Genomic DNA, 22,693 nt, shown 5'->3' with positions numbered 1-22,693 from the left:
TCGGAGGTAACCGCCATGACCGCATCCACCGACCGTATCGAAAGACAGATCCTGCTCAAGGCGCCGCGTTCGCGGGTCTGGCAGGCCCTCGCCGACGCCGAGTCCTTCGGCCAATGGTTCGGCGTCCGCTTCGAGGGCCAACGCTTCGTGCCCGGGCAGACCACCCAGGGCTACATCACCTATCCGGGCTACGAGCACTTGCTGATGCAGGTCGAGGTCCAGCGCGTCGAGCCCGAGCGCCTGCTGTCCTTCCATTGGCATCCCTATGCGGTCGACCCCGAGGTCGATTATTCGCAGGAAGCCCCGACCCTGGTCGAGTTCACCCTCGAAGAGGCCGACGGCGGCACCTTGCTGCGGGTGGTCGAGTCCGGTTTCGACCGCGTGCCGGCCTCGCGCCGCGACGAAGCCTTCCGCATGAACAGCGGCGGCTGGGACGAGCAGATGAAGAACATCGAGCGCTATGTTGGCTAAGCCGGGAGCTTCGGCCCGGCACGCCTCGAAAGGGCCGGCACCGCGAAAACCGGCCCTGCTCAAACCGGTCGTGTCCAAGCCGTCCCTGTCCAAGCCGGTCGTGTCCAAACCGTCTCTATTCAGGTCGGCGCGGGTGTTCGCCGCGCTCAGCGACGAGACTCGCCTGCGTCTCGTCGTGGCCCTGTGCGCCGGCGGGGCGATGTCGATCGCGCAGCTCACCGGCGGCACCGACATCAGCCGCCAGGCGGTGACCAAGCACCTGCAGGTGCTGGCCGGAGCGGGCCTGGTGCGCGACCTCAAGGCCGGGCGCGAACGCCTGTGGGAGTTCGAGCCCGCGCAACTGGACGAAGCGCGGCGCTCGCTCGATGCGATCGCGCAGCAATGGGACCAGGCGCTGCTGCGGCTCAAGGCCTTCGTCGAAGACTGAAGCCGCCGCTCATCGTTCCGCCAGGTCGTGCAGCGGCAGCCGGTGTTCGCGGCAGTACTGCGCGTACTCGGCGCGCTGGGTCTCGGCGCTGGCGCGCAGCCGCACCGCACCGCCGGGGCCGAGGAATTCGACCGTGCCCATCACCACGACCAGGGCGATCATCGGTTCGTCGCCGACGATCTTCCACCAATCGGTATTGCCCGGCGGTTCGTAGACGTAGTCGCCCGGTCCGATCAGTTCGCCGCTGCACAGCAGGCGGCTGCCGCTGAGGTTGTAGGCGTGGATCTCGCCGGTGTGGCGGTGCAGCGGCATGACCACGCCCGGGTCCATGCGCAGCAGTTCGACGAAACCCCGGTCGTCGGCGAGGAAGCGCAGGGGCTTGGCGGCCTTGCCCGGCGTCGAGGAGGGAATCCACGGCAGCTCGGCCGTAGTGGTGAAACGCGCGGGCAGGTAGTCGCGCAGGGCATCGAGTCCGCTGGACATGGGATTGTCTCGTAGGAAGAGGGAGGCGCGGCGCGGCTCAGCCGGCGACCGCGGCGAAATAGCGATCGAACGATGCCTCGACCGCCTCGCGGCCGCCGCCGACGATGTTGCGGCCCCAGGTGTAGCCGTAGACGTCCTCGAACGCATAGCCGGCGAGGCGTTCGCGCATCGCCCGCACGTCGCTGGGCTTCATCGGGATGTAGTTGGGATAGCTGTACATGAAGGTCACGTGTCGGCGGTCGAACACGACCTGCAGCGCGTCGCCCGGGAACAGCGCGCCGCCCGCGCGCGGGCCGTGCTTCCAGTGCAGCGCGGTGCTGCCGGGGAAGTGGCCGCCGCAACGGATCAGGGTTACCCCCTCGGAGAGTCTGTATTCGTCGCCGCGCCAGTAGCGGATGCGCTCGGACCGGCGCTGCACCCATTCGCGATCGGCTTCGTGGAGCAGGATCGGCACGCCGCCGAGCGCTTCGCTCCACTCGACCATCGAGGCGTAGAAGTGCGGATGCGAAATCGCGATCAGATCGACGCCGCCGCGCGCGCGCAGTTCGGCGACGGCCTCGTCGGTGACCAGGGCCAGGCACTCCCACAGGATGTTGCCGGCGTCGGTCTGCAGATACAGCATGCGCTGGTCGATCGCGAACGCCGGCGCCAGGCCGATGCCGAGCACCCCGGCGTCGTCTTCGAGCCGCAGGCTATGGGCTTGCGCCAGCGCTTCGTGGCTGGTCCAGGTCTGGCCCTGCCAGCCGACGTACTGGCGCTCGTCTTCGCAGATCGGGCAATGCGCCGGCAAGCCGGCATGAGCGGCGAACTGGGTGCCGCAGGTTTCGCAGATCGGCAGGGGCATGGCAGGCCTCATCCAAAGTGGTTATGCGGGCGCGGAGCGGTTCAGGCCTCGGCCTTCGCCGGGCCCTGGTTGAACAGCAGCTTTCGCGCTTCGTCCGACAGCGCCGGTGCCTTGCCGTATGGATCGTCGATGCCGGCGTAGACATGCTGGGTGGCAGGGCGCGCGGCGATGGCGTCGAACCAGCGCCGCAGGTGCGGGGTCGCGGCGAGGTCCTGGCCGAGCCCGAGATGCGGCACGACCCAGGGGTAACAGGCGATGTCGGCGATCGAGTAGTCGTCGCCGGCGAGATAGGCGCGGCCGGCGAGGCGGCGATCGAGCACGCCGTACAGACGCTGCACCTCCCGGGTGTAGCGTTCGATCGCATACGCCAGCGGCTCCGGCGCGTACACCCGGAAGTGACCGGCCTGGCCCGCCATCGGGCCGAGCCCGGCCATCTGCCAGAACAGCCACTGGGTGACTTCGAGCCGACCGCGGGCGTCGTCCGGCAGCAGCCGGCGGGTCTTCTCGGCGAGGTAGAGCAGGATCGCGCCCGACTCGAACACCGCCAGCGGCTCGCCGCCGTCGCGCGGCGCGTGGTCGAGGATCGCGGGGATCTTGTTGTTCGGCGAGATGGCCAGGAACTCGGGGCGGAACTGTTCCCCGGCCGACAGGCTGACCGGGACGATCCGGTGGGCGAGGCCGGACTCTTCCAGGAACAGCCGCAGTTTCAAGCCATTCGGGGTCGGGCTGTAGTAAAGATCGATCATTGGGAGGGCTCGTCGGGACGGTTCGTTGAGAAGGGACCGGGCGGCGCGGCGCCGCATCCGTGGAGCCAGCTTAGGAATAGACTGGTGCCCTGGATGAGCCAAAACGGTTGGATTTTATGGGGCCAGTTTTCCCGTTTCCCCTCGCCCTGCCGGAGCACGGCCAGGGCCGCCTGACCCAGGCACTGCACCAGCAACTGCGCTCGGCGATCCTCGACGGCCGCCTCCCCGCGGGCGCGCCGCTGCCGGCGACGCGTCGGGTCGCCGGCGGACTCGGCGTCGCCCGCAACACCGTGGTCGCCGCCTACGACCTGCTGATCGCCGAGGGGTATGCGCTGCCGCGCAAGGGCGCGAAGGCGGTGGTGGCCGACGTCGCCGGCCGCCGCGACCGGCGCGCGCCCGCGCATTTGCCGCAAGGACCGGAAGACCCGCGCCTGAACCCGTTGTGGCGCGCGCCGTTCCTGCATCCCTCGCCGCCGCGCGACCTGCCCGAGCGCTGCTTCCGCCTGGGCATACCCGACCATCGCCATTTCCCGCACGAGGTCTGGCGGCGTTTGTCGGCGCAGAGCCTGCGCGAATGGTCGAAGACGCGGTTCGGCTATCCGCCGTCGGAAGGCATCCCCGCCTTGCGCGAGGCGATCGCCCAGCACGTCGCGTTCGCGCGCGCGGTCGCCTGCGCGGCCGGCGACGTCATCGTCACCTCCGGCGCGCAGCAGGCCTTCGACTTGCTGGCGCGGCTGTTGGTGACGCCGGGCGAGACCCGGGTCGCGGTCGAGGAGCCGGGCTATCCGCCGTTGCGCGCGGCCTTCGCCGCCGCCGGTGCGCGGCTGGTGCCGATGCCGGTCGACGACGAGGGCCTGTGCGTCGATCGCCTGCCCGGGGATGTGCGCGTGATCAGCGTGACGCCGTCGCACCAGTCGCCGACCGGCGTGGCCTTGTCGCTGCGCCGGCGCAAGGCGCTGCTCGAATTCGCCCGCAGCCATCGCGCGGTGGTGATCGAGGACGACTACGACGGCGAGTTCCGCTTCGGCGGCCGCCCGCTCGATGCGCTGCAGACTCTGGATCGCGACGCCCTGGTGTTCTACGTCGGCACCTTTTCCAAGAGCTTGTTCCCGTCGCTGCGCAAGGGCTTCGTGGTGGCGCCGGCGTGGGCGCGCGACGCCCTGATCACGGTCAAGCACTGCGCCGATTCGCACTGCGACACGATCACCCAGTCGGTGCTCGCGGCGTTCATTCGCGATGGTCATCTCGCCCGCCACGTGCGGCGCATGCGGCCGATCTACGGCGAGCGCCGCGAGGTCCTGCTCGACGGCCTGCGGCGCGAGCTGGCGCCGTGGCTGGAGCCGATCCCGTCGGAGGCCGGCCTGCACCTGGCCGCGCGCATCCGCGACCCCGCGCTGGCGCCGGCGATCCTCGCCCGCATGCTGCGCGAGCTGCCCGGCGCGCAGTCGGTCGGCGACTATGCGATGAATGCGCTGGAGCGGCCGGCGCTGAGCTTCGGTTACGGGGTAATCGATGCCGGCGAGATCGCCCCGGCCCTGCGGCGGTTCCGCCGCTCGCTGGAAGCGCTCGGCAACGCTTAGCCGGGCGCCGGCCGGGCTCGGTCCGAGGACGCCGGGGTCGACACCGGGATGAAGCAATGCGGCTTCATCCGGCCGAAGTCGGTCCTGCGTTCGCTGCGCACGCGCGGGTTCGGGTCGAGCACCCGGCCGCCTTCGTCGCCGTGAAGGTAGACCACCCAGTGCCAGCTGTCCTCGCGGCGGTTGTAGCGGATGCCGGCGATGCCGCTGCGGTCGAGTGCATCCCAGCGGGCCAGGCGGCGTTCCGGCCCCGCGTGCAGGCCGAGCAGTTCGAGCATGCGCCGCAACTGCCCGGCGTCGCTGAAATAAGCGTTGCGCACCGTGCGGGCTCGGCCGCCGCGGCCGAGCACCCGGTCGCGCGGGCCGATGCCGAGCCGGCGCGCCAGCGCCCGCGCCTGGACATAGCCGATGCCGCCGAGCATCGCCACGCAGGCCAGGCCGCAGCCGGTGGCGTCTTGCTGGGTCTTACGCTGGATCACGGGCGGTCCGGGGAGGGCGACGCCCCACTGTAGGGCGCGCCGGCCGCCGGGGCGAGGCGGCCGGCGGGGAACCCTGGCGCGGATCCGGGGTCGAACTCCGGGTCGTCGCCGGCCCGTCTCGCGCCGATCTCGCGATCTGGGACCCCGGTCCTGATGGAATGTGCGCCCGGATCGGGCCGATAGTGGTGTTTCGTTGCGCCGGTTCAGCCGGCGGACGGTGCCGAGGTCGGTGGTTCGAACGCCCGGGCCCCGGCCCGAACCGGCCCGGCGCTCGGTCGGCTTTAATAAGTTATTAATTGCAAAGGGTATGTTGATGTCCGCGCCGCCGCTCACCGGTCCGGCGCTCCGCCGCCCGGGCCGCTCCAGGCCCGATCGCCCGTTCCAGTACCGCAACACTGTGAACTTTCTCCAGCTTTAGCAGTCATATATCGCGACTGCTAAGATGACCCCCATGACCTCTATCGCCCGATCCACTGCTCTAGTCGCCAACAACCTGCCTGTGCCCAGCGCGCTCGGTTCGCTGGACGCGTACATCGGCGCCGTGCACCAGATCCCGGTGCTCAGCGTGGAGAACGAGCAGGCGCTGGCGCGCCGCTTCCGCGACGAGGAAGACCTCGACGCGGCCCGCGAACTCGTTCACTCGCACCTGCGCTTCGTCGTCCACGTGGCCCGCGGCTACAACGGCTACGGGCTGCAGATCGGCGACCTGATCCAGGAAGGCAACATCGGCCTGATGAAGGCGGTCAAGCGTTTCGACCCCGATCAGGGCGTGCGCCTGGTTTCGTTCGCGGTCCACTGGATCCGCGCCGAGATGCACGAATTCATCCTCAAGAACTGGCGCATCGTCAAGGTCGCCACGACCAAGGCGCAGCGCAAGCTGTTCTTCAATCTGCGCAGGAGCAAGACCCGCCTGGGCTGGATGAACGCCGAGGAAGTGCGCCTGGTCGCCAAGGACCTCAACGTCTCCGAGCGCGAAGTGCTGGAAATGGAATCGCGCCTGTCCGGCCGCGACATCGGTTTCGACGCGCCGTCCGACGAAGACGACGATCATGCGCCGCCCTCGCCGGCCGCCTACCTGCGCGCGAGCGACGAAGACCCGTCGCAGTCGTACGAGCGCGAGGACGAGGAAGACAGCCAGCTCGCCCTGCTGCGCGAAGGCCTCGCCGGCCTGGATGCGCGTTCGCGCGACATCATCAAGCGTCGCTGGCTCGATGCCGAGAGCAAGATCACCTTGCAGGAACTGGCCGACGAGTACGGCGTCAGCGCCGAGCGCATCCGCCAGATCGAAGCCAATGCGCTGAAGAAGATGCGCGGCCTGTTCGCCGCCTGAGCGGCGACGGACGAGTTCGACGACGACGGCCCGGGAAACCGGGCCGTTCGTTTTTGCGGTGCGCGAACCCCGCGCGGCGTTCGCGTTCGCGCAGCGCAAGAAGCGGATATCGCCGCGCGCGGGACGGGACTACGTTGCCTGCCTGTCCTCCAGGGAATCGCGCCATGTCTCGCTATCGCATCACCGGCCTGTCGCCGGAACCTTTCGCCACCCTCGGCGCGCTCGACGACGCCAGCCTGCGCGCGCACGGCATGCGCCGCGTCGTCGCCGACTCGCCGAACGGTTACCCCTGCCGGATCAGCCTGGCCGACGCCGCGCCCGGCGACTCGGTGTTGCTGCTGACCTACGAGCATCATCCCTGCGACGGCCCGTATCGCTCCAGCGGCCCGATCTACGTGCGCGAGGGCGCCGCCACGGCCTCGTACGACGACGCGCTGCCGCCGTTCCTGCGTACCCGCAACTTGTCCTTGCGCGCCTACGACGCCGAAGGGTGGATGCGCGGCGCGCGGGCCATCGACGGGGCCGACGCCGAAGCGGTGCTGGCGGAACTGCTCGAGGATCCGGACACGACCGAAGTGCATGCCCACAACGCCCGCACCGGGTGCTTCCTGTGCCGGATCGATCGCGTCTGAGGCGAATTTGCGGCCCGCCGCAGCCGATACGAAGGGCGCCGTGAGGCGCCCTTCGTCGCAGCCGCAGCGATGCACGACGCAGCGCGCGGCGTTCTGCTTTCACGACGGCGGTGTTGCGCCGCCGGTCCGCGTCGGCTCGCCGGTGCCGAAGATGATGCGGGCGTGGCGTTGGTAGGTGAAGTACGCCCACGACCAGTTGAGCATCACGATCAGGCGGTTGCGGAAGCCGATCAGGAAGAACACGTGCGCGGCGAGCCAGAACACCCAGGCGAGGAAGCCGGAGAACTTGAAGCCGCGCAGATCCACCACCGCGGCGCGGCGGCCGATCGTGGCGAGGTTGCCGAAGTCGACATAACGGAACGGCTCGACCGCGCGATGGCCGAGGCGAGCGCGTATCGCCGAGGCGACGTGAGCGCCCATCTGCTTGGCCCCGGGCGCGACGCCGGGCACCGGCTGGCCGTTGGCCTGCTTGACGCTGGCCAGGTCGCCGGCGACGAAGATCTCCGGATGCCCGGGCACGCTGAGGTCGGGTTCGACCAGGACCCGGCCGGCGCGGTCGCGCGGCGCATCGAGCAGGGCGCCGAGCGGCGACGCGGCGACGCCCGCTGCCCATAGCACGGTGCGCGACGGTACGAACTCGGCGCCGAGACGATAACCGCGGCCGTCGATCTCGGCGACCGGGGTGCCGGTGACGACTTCGACCCCGAGCCGCTGCAATTGCGCGCGGGCCTTTTCCGACAGCGATTCGGGAAAGTTCGAGAGCACGCGCGGGCCGGCCTCGATCAGGCGCACGCGCGCCTGCGCCGGGTCGATGCGGCGGAATTCGCGGCGCAGGGTCTTGCGCGAAATCTCGGCGAGGGTGCCGGCGAGTTCGACCCCGGTCGGGCCGCCGCCGACCACGGCGAAGTGCAGCCAGGCCGAGCGTTCTTCCTCGGTTTCGGCGGCCTCGGCGCGCTCGAACGCGAGCAGGACCCGGCGGCGGATGTGCAGGGCGTCGTCGAGGGTCTTCAGGCCCGGCGCGTCGTCGGCCCACTCGTCGTGGCCGAAATAGGCATGGGTCGCGCCGCTGGCGAGCAGCAGGTAGTCGTAGCCGACGACCTCGCCGTCGGCGAGGCTGATCTGGCGCGCGTCGGCGGCGATGCCGGTGACTTCGCCCAGGCGCACCTCGACGTTGGCCTGCTTGCGCAGGATGTGGCGCAGCGGCGCGGCGATGTCGGGCGCCGACAGGCCGGCGGTCGCGACCTGGTACAGCAGGGGCTGGAACAGATGATGGTTGCGACGGTCGATCAGGGTGATGCGCACCTCGGCCGAAGCCAGGGCGCGCGTCGCCCACAGACCGCCGAACCCGCCGCCGACGATGACGACGTGCTTGCGGGAATCGCTCATGACGATGGAACCTCGATCAGCCGAGATGACGGGTAAGCAGCTCTTCGAGCTTGCGCTGGTCGGCGGCGAAGCGGCGGATGCCGTCGGCGAGCTTGTCGGTCGCCATCGCGTCCTCGTTGTGCTGCCAGCGGAACCCGGCCTCGTCGAGCGCCGCGCCGGGCGCGGCGCGCTGGCCGTCGTCGTCGAGCGCGCGCGCGACCGGGTCTTGGCCGGCTTCGAGTTCGCCGAGCAGCTCCGGCGAGATGGTCAGGCGGTCGCAACCGGCGAGCGCGAGCACTTGCCCGGTGTTGCGGAAGCTAGCGCCCATCACCACGGTAGCGTAGTCGTGGCGCTTGTAGTACTGCCAGATGCGCGCGACCGACTGCACGCCGGGGTCGTCGGCGGGCGTGGCCGGCTTGGGCGTGCCGTTGGCGAGGTGCCAGTCGAGAATGCGGCCCACGAACGGCGAGATCAGGTACACGCCGGCCTCGGCGCAGGCCACCGCCTGGGCGAACGAGAACAGCAGGGTGAGGTTGCAGTGGATGCCTTCGCGTTCGAGCCGCTCGGCGGCGCGGATGCCCTCCCAGCTCGAAGCGATCTTGATCAACAGGCGGTCGCGGCCGATCCCGGCCTGCTCGTACAGCTCGACGATGCGGCGGGCCTGGGCCAGGGTCGCGTCGGTATCGAAACTCAGGCGCGCGTCGACTTCGGTGGAGACGCGGCCGGGGATCAGCTTGAGGATTTCGCCGCCGATGGCGACGGCCAGGCGCAGGCCGGCGTCGTTGACGCGCGCGGCGGTGTCGGCGCCCTGCGCCGCGGCGACCGCGGTCTGGATCAGCGGCGCATAGGCCGGCAAGGCCGAGGCCTTCAGCAGCAGGGAGGGGTTGGTGGTCGCATCGAGCGGGCGGAAGCGGGCGATGGCTTCGATGTCGCCGGTGTCGGCGACCACGGCGGAGAGTGCGCGCAGTTGTTCGAGCTGATTGGTCATGGCGATGAGAGGTGTCGTGTCGTTAGGGTCCCCGCCATTCTCACTGATCGAGGTTAGCGCGTCATGACTGTGGCGCCCGTTTCGGCCGCCGGGCCGCGGCAAAGCGCCGATCGCGGGCTTGCGCTAGGCTGGCCGCGACAGGGCCGGCACCGGCCCGCAGGGGAATCGCATGGCCGCAGAGGAAAAACGCATCGCGCTGCTGATCGACGCCGACAACGCGCCGGCGGCGAAGATCGACGTGATCCTGACCGAGGTCGCGAGCTACGGCATCGCCAACGTGCGCCGCGCCTACGGCGACTGGAAGAGCCCGAACCTGAAGAGCTGGGAAGCGGTGCTGCACGACTACGCGATCCGGCCGATGCAGCAGTTCGCCTACAGCAAGGGCAAGAACGCCTCCGACATGGCGATGGTGATCGACGCGATGGACCTGCTGTATGCGGGCAACCTCGACGGTTTCGCGATCGTCTCCAGCGACGCCGACTTCACCCCGCTGGTGATGCGCCTGCTGACCGAGGGCGCCAAGGTCTACGGCTTCGGCGAGCAGAAGACGCCCGAGCCCTTCGTCAACGCCTGCTCGAAGTTCACCTATGTCGAGGCCCTGGCCCAGCCGGTCAGCGTCGACGGCCTGCCCGACGAGAGCGCGGCGACCCCGGCGCGCAGCGCCAAGGACCTGCGCAGCGACACGCGCCTGGTGCAGATGCTGCGCCGTGCGGTCGACGCCGCCGGCGGCGACGACGGCTGGTCGCGCCTGGCGACGATCGGACAACAGATCGGCAACCAGGCTTCGTTCGATCCGCGCAACTACGGCTACCGCAAACTCAGCGACCTGATCGAGGCGATGGGCCTGTTCGAGATACGCCGCGACAACCTGACCGTGTGGGTGCGCGACAAGCCCAAGGGCGGGGCGAAGAAAACATCCGAGAGCAAACCGCCGGCGAACCCCCCGCCGGCCGCCAAGCCTGCCGCGAACAAACCGCCGGCGGACAAGCCGGCACAGAACCAGGCACCGGCGAACAAGCCCGCTGCGAACAAACCGAAGGTCAAGCCCAAGACCTGATGCCGTGCGCAGAGCGACGCAGCAAGGGTAGGAGCGGCGCAAGCCGCGACCGCGAATCGTCGATGGCCGCGATGTTCTTTTGGGGCACGAAACATAGTCCTGCGCCGTGGTTTGGCTGTGCCTCTGCATTGGCCTTGGTCGTGGCCGTGCGTAGTTTCGCACTAGCCAAGGCAATAGAAGACCCAAAGGGCGGCCCGCAGGGATGCGGGCCGTTTTTCATCGGGACAGCGATGTCCCGTATGGAAAATCCCTGCGTCGGCATCGCTCGTGCGGGCCTGTGATTCAAGAAAAAGCAACTTCTTTGGTTACCTTTCTTTTGTTGCTTTAGACAAAAGAAAGTAACCCGCCGCTTTAGTGGCGGAAGCTTTGGGTTTGATCTTGATCTTCCCACGAGAGAAGCGCTGCAAGACCATCCCAGCGATGTTGCGGCTTGCGCCGCTCCTACCCTGGCGAAGGCACGCCGCTTCGACGAATGACGACGGCCCTGCCGTGTCTGCGCGTTCCGCGGTCGCGACTCACGTCGCTCCTACAGGGACACACCCGAAGACGACGCGACATTGGGACATGGCGGTCGCGGCTTGCGCCGCTCCTACCCTGGCGAGGGTGCGCCGCTTCGACGAATGACGATGGCCCTGCCGTGTCTGCGCGTTCCGCGGTCGCGACTCACGTCGCTCCTACAGGGACACACCCGAGGACGACGCGACATTGGGACATGTCGGTCGCGGCTTGCGCCGCTCCTACCCTGGCGCGGGCGCGCCGCTTCGACGAATGACGACGGCCTCGTTGTCTCTGCGCGTCCCCGGTCGCGACTCACGTCGCGCCTGTCGGGGTGAATTCGCAGCGGCAAAACCTTGCGCGACACCAGAAGCGCAACTCAATACAAATCGATCGGATCCACATCCAGCGACCAGCGCACCTTGCGCGCTTCCGGGCAGGCATAGATCGTCGGCAGCGCGGCGTCCAGCGCGGCGTGCAGGTGGCGCCGCTCCAGCGCGGTCAGGATCAGCTGCGCGCGCTGGTAGCCGGCGCGGCGCGGCATCGGCGCGGGCAAGGGCCCGTTGATCTCCAATGCGGGCCGCTGCCCCGGCGGCGGGCGCCGGCGCGGGTCGGCGAAGGCGTCGATCTCGCGCCGCGCCTTGGCCAGGAACGCGTTGGCGGCGTCGACCTCCTGCGCTTCGGCGCGCAGCAGGGCCATGTGCGCGAACGGCGGAAAATCGGCGGCCTCGCGCTGCGCCAGTTCGGTTTCGGCGAACGCGGCATAGCCGCCGGTCAACAGGGTGTGCAGCAGCGGATGATCGGGGTGATGGGTCTGCAGCAGCACCTGGCCGGGTTTGTCGGCGCGGCCGGCGCGGCCGGCGACCTGGATCAACAACTGCGCGAGTTTTTCCGGCGCGCGGAAGTCGGCGCTGAACAAGCCTTCGTCGATGCCGACCACCGCGACCAGGGTCAGGTTCGGCAGGTCGTGGCCCTTGGCGAGCATCTGCGTGCCGACCAGGATGCCGGGCGCGGTGCCGAATTCGGCCAGGTGCTGTTCGAGCGCGTCGCGGCGCTGGGTGGTGCCGCGGTCGATGCGCCGCACCGGGTAGTCGGGGAAGCGCGCGCTCAACGACTCTTCGATGCGCTCGGTGCCGGCGCCCTGCGATTGCAAGGCCAGGCCGCCGCAGTCGGGGCAGGCGTCGGGGGCGGGTCGGCGGGTGCCGCAGTGGTGGCATTGCAGGCGCCGGCCGCCGCCGTGCACGGTCATCGGCGTGCCCTTGAGCGGGGTGCTGCAGCGCGGGCAGTGCGCGGTCCAGCCGCAGTCGTGGCATAGCAGCACCGGCGCATAGCCGCGGCGATTCTTGAACACCAGCACCTGGCCGCCGGCGTCGAGCGCGCGGGCGATGGCGTCGACCAGTTCCGGCGACAGCCCGGCCTCGAGCGGGCGCTTGCGCACGTCCACCACCCGCACCTGCGGCGCCTGCGCTTGGCCGGCGCGGCGTTGCAGGCGCAGATGGCCGTAACGGCCGGCCTGGACGTTGCGCAGCGACTCCAGCGACGGCGTCGCGCTGCCGAGCAGGATCGGTATGTTCAGCGCCTTGGCCCGGACCAGGGCGAAGTCGCGGGCGTGGTAACGGATGCCGTCCTGCTGCTTGAAGCTGCCGTCGTGCTCCTCGTCGATCACGATCAGCCCCGGCTGCAGCAGCGGCAGGAACGCCGCCGAACGGGTGCCCACCGCGACCCGCGCCTCGCCGCGCGCGAACGCGGCCCAGGTGCGGGCGCGTTCGCGATCGGACAGGCCCGAGTGCAGGGCATGGATCGGCACCCCGAGGCGGGCGCGGAAGCGCGCCAGGGTCTGCGGGGTCAGGCCGATCTCGGGCACCAGCACCAGGGCCTGCCGGCCGCGCGCCAGGCAGTCGGCGATCGCGTGCAGGTAGACCTCGGTCTTGCCGCTGCCGGTGACGCCGTCGAGCAGGAACGGCACGAAGCCGTCGGCGGCCAGCACCGTGTCGACCGCGGCCTGCTGTTCTTCGTTGAGCGCCGGCCCCGGCCGTGGCGCCGGGGCGCGCGCGCTGGCCGGCACCGCGATGCGTTCGGCCAGGGCGCGCTTGGCCAGGGCGCGCGCGGCGCTGCGCCAGTCGTCGAGGGCCTCGTCGAGGCGGTCTTCGTCCTGCGGGCCGTCCTGCAGCAGGTCGGCGAGGCGGCGCGGGCGGCCGTTGCGCAGGCTTTCGCGGGCGGTGCGGCCGGCCTCGGTCAGGCGCCAGGCCCAGGCGTGGGTGTCGGGCAGCGCTTCGCCGTGGCGTAACGGGCCGGGCAGGGCGGTCGCCAGAACCTCGCCAAGCGGCGCATGGGTGTAGCGGGCCAGCCAGCGCAGCGAATCGAACAGCTCGCCGTGCAGCAGCGGATCGGCGTCGATCCGACCCAGGGCGGTCTTGAGCGCGGCCGGGTCGACCTCGTACTCGGGCGCGCCGACCTCGGCGACCACCCCGACCAGTTCGCGGCGGCCGAACGGCACCCGTACCCGGTGACCGACCGCAGTCCCGGTCTCGCCGTCGGCCTGGCCGCCGGGCGGCAGGTAGTCGAACAGCCGCGGCAACGGCAGCGGCAGGGCGACGCGCCAGACGGTCGCGGGCGGCGGAAAGAGGGCCTCGGGCATGGCGCCAGTCTAGCGACCGCGAACGATCGGCGGCAGCCGAAGGAGTTGCGGGGCATAGCTCGCGGTTACGTGACAATAATCACGTAAGTCGCGGTATACGAAAGAAAAACCTCCTTATCCACACGGGCTGTGGATAAATCTGTGCATGGCGGGTCGGCAGCGGGGCGCGAGAGCGTTGAAATAAGCCCTCGGGTTAGGTTGGTGAAAAAAGTGCCAACGCGGTTATTTTTATAATTATCAATGGCTTAGTCGTGAAACATGGCTGTCATGCGGTTCCTGGGGGCGTCACCCCAAGGCTTGATGACGTTTCCATTACTGCTGTGCACAACCACTTTTGGCCGCAAGCCGCGTCCTGCTTCGCGCTGGCGCGCGTCGACGGTTTGTCAAGCGGTTTTGCGGGTCGCCAGCCTCGCTATGATGGAGCGTATGGTGAAGCCGTCCCGATGAGTTCCAGACCCCCGGCCGCAGGCCCTTCCGCCCCCCGGCAAAACGCTCCGGCAGCCCTCTCCGCCTTCCTTCGCGGAGTCGAACGGCGCGGCGCGGTGCTGGCCGAACTGCAGGCCGGCGATGCCGCTGCCGGCGACGCCGCGCTGGCCTCGGCCATGGCCGGTTTCCGCCAAGTCGCCGCCGAAGCCCCGCTCAGCGACTGGCCGACCCGGTTCTGGGCGCTGTTGCTGTCCCAGCCCGGCCTGCGCCATCGCACCCCGGTCGCGATCGCGGTCGAGGCCACCGACCGGCTCGCCGACCTCGGCAGCGGCCCGCGCGCCGCCCTGCTGCTGCGCCTGGCCGCCGGGCTCGGCGAAGGCGAGGCCGCGGCGGTGCTCGGCGTCGCCCCGGCGACCTACCGCCTGGCCCTGCAACGCGCCCTGCCGCGCCATGCCGACGGCCGCGCCGATCCGCAGGCCTGGCAGCAACTGCGCGAGCAGGTGCACCGCCGGATCAAGACCCTGCCGGCCGAACGCCTGGCACGGCTCGGCCAGGTCCGCGAGGCGGCCTTGCAGGGCGTGGCGGCGGCTACCGGCCCCGGCGCCACTGCGACGGCTGCGCCGCGCCCGCGTCCGCGCTGGCTGATGCCGGTGCTGTGGGGCCTGCTGGCGCTGTGCGCGCTGGCGTTCGCGGCGACCTTCTGGTCGTTCGGGGGACTGGCCGGCGGCTGGCTCGACGGTCCGGACGGGGTGCGAATCAGCGCCCTGCCCGATGCGGCCGCTCCGGCCGAGCGCTACAGCCACGAAGCCGGGCTGGTCGCCCACCGCGATTTCGAGCTGCTCGCCGATCCCGCAGGCCAGGCCGCGGCGAACGAGGTCGACTTCCACAGCTGGTTGGCCGCGCGCGACGCCGGCACGATCCCGCTGCTGCCGCCGCCGCCGCTCGATGCCGCGGTTGCGCCGGAGACCCCTGCCGCGGCACCGGGGTCGCAAAATCATGAGTCCGAAACCGACGGCCTGGAGAGCAACGATGTGTCGCAATGACCGTCACCGTCGCCGTCGCGGGTTCGGCGGCCTGATCCTCGCCGTGGCGGCGGTGTTGGCCCCGGCCGCGGCCTTGCCGCCCGACCTGAGCGAGATCCTGCAGCGCCTGCCGCCGCCGGTACAGGCGCGCTTGCGCGAAAACGGCCAACGCTGGGCCGGCTGGAATCAAGACCAGCGTCGCGACTTCAATCACCGCGCGGCGCAATGGGATGCGTTGGGCGCGCAGCAACGCGGCGAGCGCCGCGAACGCTATCTGGCCTGGCAGGCGCTGAGCGCGGTGGAACGCGCCCAGGTCCAGGCCGCGGCGGCGCGCTACGCCGCGCTGCCGCCGGACCGGCAACTGGCCTTGCGCGCGCAGTTCGACGCGCTCGACCGCAGCGAACGCCGCGGCTGGCTGCTCGGCCCCGCGCTCGGCGCCGATTACCCGGCCCTGCAGCCGTTGCTGGCGCAGATGCCCGAGGGCCAGCACGCGGCGATGCGGGCGGCTTTGCGCGCGATGACGCCGATGCAGCGCAAGGACCTGGCGGTGCTGGTCCAGCGCACCCCGCCGCACGACCGCCAGCGCTTGCGCAGCGGGCTGCTGTCGACCCCGGCGCCGAACCGCGGCGCCTGGCTCAGCGACGAACTGCAGCGCTGAGCGGCGTGACCGCGGTGGCGGCGGCGAACCTTGTTGCATCGGCGGTCGCCGAGGCCTGCCAGCGTCGTTGTCAGCTTCCGTCAGGTCCGCGGCATGATCGTCGAATACATTCGCTACACCCTCGCGCCCGACGCCTGCGAGGCGTTCGAGCGCGACTACGCGCGCGCCGCCGCCGGGTGGCAGGCTTCGCCGCATTGTCTGGCTTACTAGCTCTCGCGCTGTGCCAGCGAACCGCATCGCTATCTGTTGCGGATCGATTGGGACAGCGACTAGGGCGATCTGCAGGGTTTTCGCCGCAGCCCGGAATTCCGCGACTTCCTCGCCGCGATCGGCGGCTACATCGGCGCGATCGAGGAGGTGCGGCACTACGCGCCGACGACGGCGGCCGGCGCCGAAACAACGAGAGGACGAGCGTCGCGCCGTCGCCGTTGGCCGATCGGCGCGGGCGCGTCGCGAGTCAGCGCGGCAGCGTGCGCAACACCCGGCGCGAGGCCCTGAAGCGGCCGTCGAAGCGAGCCACGCCGTCGGCGCGCAGCCGCGGCGCATGCTCGCGCAGGTAGGCCTCGAGGGCGGCCGGGTCGCGCAGGCGGTAGCGCACGCACAGGGCCACGCGGCCGTCGGGCGCCGCGGGCTCCAGGATTTCGTGCAGGTCGGCGCCGAGAAAGCCCGGCAGCGCGCAGATCTCGGCGATGTGCGGACGCAGCCACTGCAGATAGGCCTCGGCGATGGAGGCGTCGAGATCGAGGTCGACCTCGTAGATCGTTTCCCCGCCCGGGTGCGCGCTCACATCCGCACCACGGCGGCCACCATCAGGATCATCGCGGCGAAGGTGAACAACACGAAGTACAGCGTGCCGATCACGCTGTAGCGCAGCAGGGTCAACAGCCAGCCGTTGCCGTACACGCGCTTTTGCATGATCAGCAGGTACAGCGGCATCCACGCCCACAGCAGGCCGATGCCGGTCCCGCTGATCCAGCCGAACGCGCTCCAGTGCGGCGTGATGGCGTTGCCGAGCATCATCAGCACGAAGATCGCCAGGATCGACAGGCACAGGTAGACGTGGCTGTACAAGGCGACCGCCAGGTGCTCCAGGTAGCCGCGGCCCGAGCCCAGGTAGGCGAGTTTCAGCAGCAGGGCGAACAAGGGCACCATCAGGAACAGCGCCGACGGCACCGCGCTGAGCAGCTTGTGGAAATAACGCCAGGGTTCTTTCTGCAGCAGTTTGAAATTGGCCTCGCCGCGGCCGACCTGCTTGTTGAGCCAGTCGTTGGCGAACTTCGGCCACCAGCTCACGGTCAGCGGATTGGTCTGCGCGTTCCAGGGCTTGCCGTTGAACGACAGCGGGTCGTCGATGTCGTTGCAATCGGCTTCGCCGTAGCGGTCGTGATCGGACTCGCGCGTCGCCCGGCCTTCGCTGGCGACGGCGTGAGCGCTTTGCAGCCGGGCGATGCGGCAGCCGGCCTCGGCGTTGATCCGGCGGATGCGGTTGCCCAGTTCGAGCGCCGGGTCCGACTGCGGCGCCAGCTTGGCCAACTCGGCGCGCAGGGGCGCGATGCGCTCGTCGCGCGCGGCTTCGACCTCGGCCAGGGTCTTGGCCTCGGCCAGCGCGTCGACCTGCGGGATCAGTCCTTCGCGCCGGCCTTCGGCCTGCTGCGCGGCGACCTGGGCGCCGTCGAGCCCCTGCGCGACCCGCAGCGCATCGATGCGCTTGTCGGCCTGGCGGTTGAGATTGCGGATCGACACTTCGATCGGGTTGCGCGCCTGCGCCGGCACCGCATCGGCGGCGGCCTGCAGCTCGGTCACCGTGCGCGTGCGCAGGGCCTCGACCTCGGCGATGCTCTTGGCCCGCTTGATCGCCTTCTTGCTGTTGCCCAGCCGCACGGTCGCGCCCTGCGCGTCGTCGAACTGGATGAGATTGCTGTTTTCGTCGATGTGGATCGCGAACTGGGCGACGAAGAACGTCAGCACCGAGACGATCACGAACAGGCGCAGCGGCGCGACGTAGCGCACGCGGTGGCCGCCGATGTAGTTGCGGGCGACCCGGCCCGGAGACAGCAGATCGCGCAAGGTGCGGAAGATGCGCCCGTCCAGGTGCCAGAACGACTCGAACACTTCTTCCAGTGCGTGGCCGGCGTGGCGGATCGGGTTGACCACCGACTGGCTGCAGTGATGGCAGTAATGCCCCTGCAACAAGGTCTGGCAGTTCTCGCAATGGGTCAGGTCGCCGTGGCCGCCGGCGGTTTGGGATGAAGAGTCGCTCATCTGGAATCGATCAGGCTCCCCGGCCTTCACTTTCGAGCGGGTAAGATAGCCGTCCGCCGCGACCCGGCGCCAGCGCCCTAGACCGGATGCGCGGCCGCAGTCGTGCTGTTGGTCCTCTCCCATGTCCGTGTCATCGCCTTCCCTTTCGCGCGCCGGTCTGGCCGCGGAGATCCGTACCACCGTCGTCCTGGCCGCGCCGCTCGTCGCCGGCCACGTGTCCACCGGCCTGATCGGCTTCGTCGACAACACCCTGGCCGGCCACCACAGCACCACCACCCTGGCCTCGGTCACCATCGGCACTGCCTTGTGGTGGCTGCCGATGATGGTGCCGATCGGCACCCTGCTGTCGGTGCCGCCCTCGGTGTCGCAGCTCGAAGGCGCCGGCCGCCGCGGCGAGATCGGCGGCCTGTTCCGCCAGGCCCTGTGGATGGCGGTGCTGCTGAGCGTGTTCCTGTTCGCGTTCCTGACCCTGATCCCGCATGCGCTCGCGGCGATGGGGATCGCCGCGGAAATCATTCCCGGCGCGCGCGACTTCCTGCACGGCATCCGCTGGGGCGTGCCGGCGCTGACCCTGTTCTTCTGCATGCGCTATCTCAGCGAGGGGCTGCACTGGACCTTGCCGACGATGCTGCTCAGCGCCGGCGGCCTGCTGGTGCTGCTGCCGCTCGGCTACGTGCTGACTTTCGGCAAGTTCGGCCTGCCGGAAATGGGCGCCGGCGGGCTCGGCATCGCCTCGGCGGCGATGCTGTGGGTGCAGGCGGTCGGTTTCTTCCTGGTGCTGCGCAAGGCCAAACGCTTCGCCGACCTGCGCCTGTTCGAGCGCTTCGACCCGCCGCATTGGCCGACCATCCGCGGCCTGCTCGCGACCGGCCTGCCGATCGGCGTGACGGTGCTGATGGAAGGCAGTCTGTTCATCGTCACCGCGCTGTTGATCGGCCGCCTCGGCGAAGTGCCGGCCTCGGCGCACCAGATCGCGATCAATCTGTCGGCGCTGTGCTTCATGGTGCCGATGGGCCTGGCCGAGGCGACCACGGTGCGGGTCGGCCATTCGCTGGGCCGGCGCGACTACCACGGCGTGCGCAATGCCGCGTTCGCCGGCTACGCGATCGTGGTCGGCACCCAACTGCTCTCGGGGCTGCTGCTGTTGACCGCCAACGACTTGCTGGTGAGCTTCTACACCGCCGACGCCGCGGTCGCGACCCTGGCCGCTTCGCTGCTGCTGTACGCGGCAGCGTTCCAGTTCCCGGACGGCATCCAGGTGCTTTCGGCAGGCGCGTTGCGCGGGCTCAAGGACACCCGCATGCCGATGATCCTGGCGGCGCTGGCCTATTGGGGCGTCGGCATGCCGGTCGGCGCCGGGCTCGGTCTGGGCCTGGGCTGGGGCCCGAAGGGCATGTGGATCGGCCTGATCGCCGGCCTGACCGTGGCCTCGCTGCTGCTGTGCACGCGCTTCATGCGCTCCAGCGAACCCGAGCGCCTGGCCCGGCGCATGGCCGAGGAATCGCCGCACGAAGTCGACCCGCGCGAGACCGGCTGCACCCGCGAAGCCTGAACGACAGGGCCGTTAGCGGCCCGTTACCGCTTGAAAAACTGCGTTACGAATGGCGGATGAAACCCGGCGCCGCGCCGGGTTAGTCTGCCCCTGTACCCATGGAGCCTGTGCAATGAACGATACCGCCCCGCGTCGCGGCCCCCTGGCCCGTTTCTTCGTCGGCGCCTGGGACACGATGAACTTCACCCGCCGGTTGATCTTCAACCTGGTGTTCTTCGGCTTGTTGTTCGTGTTCCTGATCGCCGTGGTGTTCGGCGGCCGCGCACAGCCCCTGCTCGAACGCACCACCCTGGTGATCGCGCCGGAAGGCAACCTGGTCGAGCAATACAGCACCGACCCGGCTTCGCGCGCGCTCGGCCGCGTGTTCGGCGACAAGGACGAGGAAGTGCAGTTGCGCGACCTGTTGCGCGCGCTGGATGCGGCCAAGGACGACAAGCGCATCGAGCGCGTCGTGCTGCGCCTGGACAAGCTGCAGACCTCGGGCATGGCCTCGATGCGCGAGCTGTCCGCGGCGGTCGCGCGGCTGAAGGCGAGCAAGAAGGAAGTCATCGCCTTCTCCGAGAGCATGGACCAGCGCCAGTACCTGATCGCGGCGCAGGCCAACGAGGTGTTCCTCGACCCGATGGGCGGGCTGCTGCTGGAAGGCCTCGGCCGCTATCGCCAGTACTACCGCGAAGGCCTTCAGGACAAGCTCGGCGTCGACGTGCACCTGTTCCGCGTCGGCGAGTTCAAGTCGGCCGCCGAACCCTACATCCTCGACGCGGCCTCGGAAGAGTCCAAGACCGCCGACCTGTTCTGGATGAACGACCTGTGGTCGCGCTATCTCGGCGACGTCGCCAAGGCGCGCAAGCTCGATCCGGCCCAGCTCGCCGCCGGCATCGACGAGTTGCCGCAGCGCCTGGCCGCGGTCAAGGGCGACCTCGGCAAGTACGCGGTGCAGCAGAAGCTGGTCGACGGCCTGAAGACGCGCGAGGAAGTCGACACCCTGCTGACCAAGCGCGGCGTGGCCGACGAAGACGCCGACGGCGGCTTCCGCCAGATCTCGTTCGAGTCCTATGTCGCCGGCCTCGACCGCGTGGTCAATCCGGCCGACACCCGTCCGCAGGTCGCCATCGTCGTCGCCGAGGGCGAGATCTCCGGCGGCGAGCAGCCGCCGGGCACGATCGGCGGCGTCTCCACCGCGGCCCTGCTGCGCGAGGCGCGCGACGACGATCACGTCAAGGCGCTGGTGCTGCGGGTGGACTCGCCCGGCGGCGAAGTGTTCGCTTCCGAGCAGATCCGCCGCGAGATCGTCGCCCTGAAGGCCGCCGGCAAGCCGGTGGTGGTGTCGATGGGCGACCTGGCCGCCTCGGGCGGTTACTGGATTTCGATGAACGCCGACAAGATCTACGCCGATCCCTCGACCATCACCGGTTCGATCGGCATCTTCGGCATGATCCCGACCGTGCCGCGCGCGCTGGAGAAGATCGGCGTGCACACCGACGGCGTCGGCACCACCCGCCTGGCCGGCGCCTTCGACATCACCCGTCCGCTGTCGCCGGAAGTCGGCGCGGTGATCCAGAACGTGATCGACAAGGGCTATGCCGACTTCACCGGCCGCGTCGCCAGCGCGCGCAAGCGCCCGGTCGCCGACATCGACGCGGTCGCGCGCGGCCGGGTCTGGAGCGGCGCGCAGGCCAAGGAACGCGGTCTGGTCGACGCTCTCGGCGGCCTGCCCGAAGCGATCGCCGATGTCGCCGCCCGCGCCAAGCTCGGCAAGGCCGGGGACTACCGGGTGCGTTACGTCGAGAAGATGCCGACGCCGTTCGAGCGCTTCTTCGCCGGCTTCGCCCAGAGCCGCGCCGGCGCGGCGCTGCTCGGCCAGTCCGATCTCGCCCGCGGCCTGCTCAGCGAGGCGATGCCGCAGGCGGCCGCCGACCTGCGCTTCCTGCGCAGCTCGATCAAGCCGACCAGCGGCGTGCCGATCAAGGCCCTGGCCTACTGCTTCTGCGAGCTCTGAGCCGGGTAAGGCTCGTCAGTTCGCAAGACCGGAGCGCAACACCGAACGGGCCGCATCGCGGCCCGTTCTTTTTGGTCCGCGCCCCGGCCTCAGCCGCCGGCGGCCTCGATCGCCGCGCGCTGCTGCTGCGCGGCTTCGTCGACCGCGTGCTCGGTCGACCTGGCCTGCTCGATCGGGCGCTCGATGGCCTCGCGCATCTGCGTGGCCTGCGGCTCGACCGGGCGTTCCTTGTCCGGAGGCTGCGGCTTGGCGCAGGCCGCCAGCGCGCACAGCAGCGCGGCGCTCGCCAGGCGGGCGGTGGCGGTCGGTACGATCCGTTGAGGCGTCATGGCGGGCTCCTGGGTCGGCGAACGCCGTTATGCTACGCCCGTCGCGCAGCCCGCGCGTCGATCCGAGACTGATCTGGAGGACGGCATGGACCCGAAGCGTTGGCGATTGGACGGACAGCTTGCGCTGGTGACCGGCGGCAGCGCCGGCATCGGCCGCGCGATCGCGCGCGAACTGCTCGGTTTCGGCGCCGACGTGCTGCTGGCCGCGCGCGACGCCGCGGCGCTGGAATCGGCGCGTGCCGAGCTGCTCGAGGACTTTCCCGAGCGCGAGGTGCAGGGCTTCGTCGCCGACGTCGCCGACGACGAACAGCGCCGCGAACTGCTCGACTGGGTCGAGGATTTCGGCGAAGGCCTGCACATCCTGGTCAACAACGCAGGCGGCAACCGCAGCAAGCCGACCAACGACTACACCGAGGACGAGTGGCGGCAGATCTTCGAGATCAACCTGTTCTCGGCCTTCGAGCTGTCGCGCTACGCGCATGCGCTGCTGACCCGCCACGCCTCCTCGAGCATCGTCAACATCGGCAGCGTGTCGGGCAACCTGCACGTGCGCACCGGCGCGCCGTACGGCATGAGCAAGGCGGCGATGCACCAGATGACCCGCAACCTCGCGGTCGAATGGGCCGAGGACGGCATCCGCGTCAACGCGGTGGCGCCGTGGTACATCCGCACCCGCCGCACCTCCGACAAGCTCGCCGACCCGGACTATCTCGACGAGGTGCTGCTGCGCACGCCGTTGGGCCGGATCGGCGAAGCCGAGGAAGTCGCCGCCGCGGTCGCCTTCCTGTGCCTGCCGGCGGCGGGCTACATCACCGGCGAGTGCATCGCGGTGGACGGCGGGTTCCAGCGCTACGGGTTCTGAGCGCGCGGGCATGCGCGACCGGAACCCGCCCTGCTGCGTCTTCGGACGTAT

The 22,693-nt window shown here is 70.0% G+C and carries 21 protein-coding genes; 11 read left to right on the top strand and 10 right to left on the bottom strand.

The features are described 5' to 3' along the window. Nucleotides 1-15 precede the first annotated feature (15 nt). A complete protein-coding gene (locus AC6CH2_RS08075; protein WP_498268787.1) occupies nt 16-471 on the top strand; it encodes an SRPBCC family protein in 456 nt (151 codons plus the stop codon). Between the two features lie 70 nt (nt 472-541). Continuing rightward, nucleotides 542-898 (top strand): ArsR/SmtB family transcription factor, encoded by a 357-nt coding sequence (locus tag AC6CH2_RS08070; RefSeq protein WP_498268786.1) that lies wholly within the window; start codon nt 542-544, stop codon nt 896-898. A 9-nt stretch (nt 899-907) separates the two neighbouring features. Here the strand turns inward: AC6CH2_RS08070 and AC6CH2_RS08065 are convergent, their stop codons facing one another. Genes AC6CH2_RS08065 through AC6CH2_RS08055 form a run of 3 tightly spaced genes read right to left on the bottom strand, consistent with a single transcriptional unit; the run spans nt 908 to nt 2,971 of the window. Continuing rightward, nucleotides 908-1,381: a cupin domain-containing protein gene (locus AC6CH2_RS08065; RefSeq protein WP_498268785.1), complete on the bottom strand. Its 474-nt coding sequence runs from the start codon at nt 1,379-1,381 to the stop codon at nt 908-910. Nucleotides 1,382-1,418: 37 nt separating this feature from the next. Further along, nucleotides 1,419-2,225 carry an MBL fold metallo-hydrolase gene (locus AC6CH2_RS08060; protein WP_498268784.1) on the bottom strand — a complete coding sequence of 269 codons (807 nt, stop codon included), beginning with the start codon at nt 2,223-2,225 and terminating at the stop codon, nt 1,419-1,421. A gap of 41 nt (nt 2,226-2,266) precedes the next feature. Further along, on the bottom strand, nt 2,267-2,971 hold the full coding sequence (locus AC6CH2_RS08055) for a glutathione binding-like protein (protein ID WP_498268783.1): 705 nt from the start codon (nt 2,969-2,971) through the stop codon (nt 2,267-2,269). 116 nt (nt 2,972-3,087) lie between these two features. Here AC6CH2_RS08055 and pdxR point away from each other — a divergent pair, with 116 nt between their 5' ends. After that, on the top strand, nt 3,088-4,551 hold the full coding sequence (pdxR, locus tag AC6CH2_RS08050; RefSeq protein WP_498268782.1) for a MocR-like pyridoxine biosynthesis transcription factor PdxR: 1,464 nt from the start codon (nt 3,088-3,090) through the stop codon (nt 4,549-4,551). On the opposite strand, the gene AC6CH2_RS08045 is transcribed toward pdxR, so the two are convergent. Next, a complete protein-coding gene (locus AC6CH2_RS08045; RefSeq protein ID WP_498268781.1) occupies nt 4,548-5,027 on the bottom strand; it encodes a hypothetical protein in 480 nt (159 codons plus the stop codon). The genes pdxR and AC6CH2_RS08045 overlap by 4 nt on opposite strands. A gap of 451 nt (nt 5,028-5,478) precedes the next feature. Here AC6CH2_RS08045 and rpoH point away from each other — a divergent pair, with 451 nt between their 5' ends. Together rpoH and AC6CH2_RS08035 are read left to right on the top strand one after the other, a co-directional pair. Further along, a complete protein-coding gene (gene rpoH, locus AC6CH2_RS08040; protein ID WP_498268780.1) occupies nt 5,479-6,357 on the top strand; it encodes an RNA polymerase sigma factor RpoH in 879 nt (292 codons plus the stop codon). Between the two features lie 164 nt (nt 6,358-6,521). Beyond that, nucleotides 6,522-6,989, top strand: coding sequence for a DUF1203 domain-containing protein (locus tag AC6CH2_RS08035; protein ID WP_498268779.1), 468 nt, complete (start codon nt 6,522-6,524; stop codon nt 6,987-6,989). A gap of 99 nt (nt 6,990-7,088) precedes the next feature. Here AC6CH2_RS08035 and AC6CH2_RS08030 read toward each other — a convergent pair whose 3' ends face one another. Continuing rightward, the gene (locus tag AC6CH2_RS08030; protein ID WP_498268778.1) at nt 7,089-8,375 is read right to left on the bottom strand and encodes an NAD(P)/FAD-dependent oxidoreductase; all 1,287 of its coding nucleotides are present in this window, start codon (nt 8,373-8,375) and stop codon (nt 7,089-7,091) included. A 16-nt stretch (nt 8,376-8,391) separates the two neighbouring features. Then, complete coding sequence (gene tal / locus AC6CH2_RS08025; protein WP_498268777.1) at nt 8,392-9,342, bottom strand: transaldolase; 951 nt, start codon at nt 9,340-9,342, stop codon at nt 8,392-8,394. Nucleotides 9,343-9,511: 169 nt separating this feature from the next. Between tal and AC6CH2_RS08020 the strand changes: the two genes are divergently transcribed. Then, nucleotides 9,512-10,399 carry an NYN domain-containing protein gene (locus tag AC6CH2_RS08020; RefSeq protein WP_498268776.1) on the top strand — a complete coding sequence of 296 codons (888 nt, stop codon included), beginning with the start codon at nt 9,512-9,514 and terminating at the stop codon, nt 10,397-10,399. A gap of 874 nt (nt 10,400-11,273) precedes the next feature. Here the strand turns inward: AC6CH2_RS08020 and AC6CH2_RS08015 are convergent. Next, entirely contained in the window at nt 11,274-13,532 is a 2,259-nt protein-coding gene (locus AC6CH2_RS08015) for a primosomal protein N' (RefSeq protein ID WP_498268775.1), read from the bottom strand. Nucleotides 13,533-14,074: 542 nt separating this feature from the next. Here AC6CH2_RS08015 and AC6CH2_RS08010 point away from each other — a divergent pair. After that, a complete protein-coding gene (locus tag AC6CH2_RS08010) occupies nt 14,075-15,001 on the top strand; it encodes a hypothetical protein (RefSeq protein ID WP_498268774.1) in 927 nt (308 codons plus the stop codon). Beyond that, nucleotides 14,988-15,638, top strand: coding sequence for a DUF3106 domain-containing protein (locus AC6CH2_RS08005; RefSeq protein ID WP_498268773.1), 651 nt, complete (start codon nt 14,988-14,990; stop codon nt 15,636-15,638). The genes AC6CH2_RS08010 and AC6CH2_RS08005 overlap by 14 nt, the downstream gene beginning before the upstream one ends. Before the next feature lie 457 nt (nt 15,639-16,095). Here AC6CH2_RS08005 and AC6CH2_RS08000 read toward each other — a convergent pair whose 3' ends face one another. Together AC6CH2_RS08000 and AC6CH2_RS07995 are read right to left on the bottom strand one after the other, a co-directional pair. Next, the gene (locus tag AC6CH2_RS08000; protein WP_498268772.1) at nt 16,096-16,425 is read right to left on the bottom strand and encodes a DUF4286 family protein; all 330 of its coding nucleotides are present in this window, start codon (nt 16,423-16,425) and stop codon (nt 16,096-16,098) included. Beyond that, a complete protein-coding gene (locus tag AC6CH2_RS07995; protein WP_498268771.1) occupies nt 16,422-17,900 on the bottom strand; it encodes a DUF3667 domain-containing protein in 1,479 nt (492 codons plus the stop codon). Before AC6CH2_RS07995 ends, AC6CH2_RS08000 begins: the two co-directional genes overlap by 4 nt. Before the next feature lie 121 nt (nt 17,901-18,021). Between AC6CH2_RS07995 and AC6CH2_RS07990 the strand changes: the two genes are divergently transcribed. Both AC6CH2_RS07990 and sppA read left to right on the top strand, forming a co-directional pair. Next, nucleotides 18,022-19,452, top strand: coding sequence for an MATE family efflux transporter (locus AC6CH2_RS07990; RefSeq protein ID WP_498268770.1), 1,431 nt, complete (start codon nt 18,022-18,024; stop codon nt 19,450-19,452). Nucleotides 19,453-19,564: 112 nt separating this feature from the next. Beyond that, entirely contained in the window at nt 19,565-21,451 is a 1,887-nt protein-coding gene (gene sppA, locus AC6CH2_RS07985) for a signal peptide peptidase SppA (protein ID WP_498268769.1), read from the top strand. A gap of 89 nt (nt 21,452-21,540) precedes the next feature. On the opposite strand, the gene AC6CH2_RS07980 is transcribed toward sppA, so the two are convergent. Beyond that, nucleotides 21,541-21,780 carry a hypothetical protein gene (locus AC6CH2_RS07980; protein ID WP_498268768.1) on the bottom strand — a complete coding sequence of 80 codons (240 nt, stop codon included), beginning with the start codon at nt 21,778-21,780 and terminating at the stop codon, nt 21,541-21,543. Nucleotides 21,781-21,865: 85 nt separating this feature from the next. Here AC6CH2_RS07980 and AC6CH2_RS07975 point away from each other — a divergent pair, with 85 nt between their 5' ends. Beyond that, on the top strand, nt 21,866-22,642 hold the full coding sequence (locus tag AC6CH2_RS07975) for an SDR family oxidoreductase (protein ID WP_031372121.1): 777 nt from the start codon (nt 21,866-21,868) through the stop codon (nt 22,640-22,642). The last annotated feature ends 51 nt before the right edge of the window (nt 22,643-22,693 follow it).

It is taken from the genome of Lysobacter sp. GQ73, from assembly GCF_059758755.1.
Note: the sequence above shows the minus strand (reverse complement) of the source record. Positions and strands in the feature narration are given on the sequence as shown.

Bases quoted from the DNA above. Each gene is read 5' to 3' on its own strand.
- AC6CH2_RS08075 (WP_498268787.1), top strand. From the start codon at position 16: ATGACCGCATCCACCGACCGTATCGAAAGACAGATCCTGCTCAAGGCG.
- AC6CH2_RS08065 (WP_498268785.1), bottom strand. From the start codon at position 1,381: ATGTCCAGCGGACTCGATGCCCTGCGCGACTACCTGCCCGCGCGTTTC.
- AC6CH2_RS08060 (WP_498268784.1), bottom strand. From the start codon at position 2,225: ATGCCCCTGCCGATCTGCGAAACCTGCGGCACCCAGTTCGCCGCTCAT.
- AC6CH2_RS08055 (WP_498268783.1), bottom strand. From the start codon at position 2,971: ATGATCGATCTTTACTACAGCCCGACCCCGAATGGCTTGAAACTGCGG.
- pdxR (WP_498268782.1), top strand. From the start codon at position 3,088: ATGGGGCCAGTTTTCCCGTTTCCCCTCGCCCTGCCGGAGCACGGCCAG.
- rpoH (WP_498268780.1), top strand. From the start codon at position 5,479: ATGACCTCTATCGCCCGATCCACTGCTCTAGTCGCCAACAACCTGCCT.
- AC6CH2_RS08035 (WP_498268779.1), top strand. From the start codon at position 6,522: ATGTCTCGCTATCGCATCACCGGCCTGTCGCCGGAACCTTTCGCCACC.
- AC6CH2_RS08030 (WP_498268778.1), bottom strand. From the start codon at position 8,375: ATGAGCGATTCCCGCAAGCACGTCGTCATCGTCGGCGGCGGGTTCGGC.
- tal (WP_498268777.1), bottom strand. From the start codon at position 9,342: ATGACCAATCAGCTCGAACAACTGCGCGCACTCTCCGCCGTGGTCGCC.
- AC6CH2_RS08020 (WP_498268776.1), top strand. From the start codon at position 9,512: ATGGCCGCAGAGGAAAAACGCATCGCGCTGCTGATCGACGCCGACAAC.
- AC6CH2_RS08015 (WP_498268775.1), bottom strand. From the start codon at position 13,532: ATGCCCGAGGCCCTCTTTCCGCCGCCCGCGACCGTCTGGCGCGTCGCC.
- AC6CH2_RS08005 (WP_498268773.1), top strand. From the start codon at position 14,988: ATGTGTCGCAATGACCGTCACCGTCGCCGTCGCGGGTTCGGCGGCCTG.
- AC6CH2_RS07995 (WP_498268771.1), bottom strand. From the start codon at position 17,900: ATGAGCGACTCTTCATCCCAAACCGCCGGCGGCCACGGCGACCTGACC.
- AC6CH2_RS07990 (WP_498268770.1), top strand. From the start codon at position 18,022: ATGTCCGTGTCATCGCCTTCCCTTTCGCGCGCCGGTCTGGCCGCGGAG.
- sppA (WP_498268769.1), top strand. From the start codon at position 19,565: ATGAACGATACCGCCCCGCGTCGCGGCCCCCTGGCCCGTTTCTTCGTC.
- AC6CH2_RS07980 (WP_498268768.1), bottom strand. From the start codon at position 21,780: ATGACGCCTCAACGGATCGTACCGACCGCCACCGCCCGCCTGGCGAGC.
- AC6CH2_RS07975 (WP_031372121.1), top strand. From the start codon at position 21,866: ATGGACCCGAAGCGTTGGCGATTGGACGGACAGCTTGCGCTGGTGACC.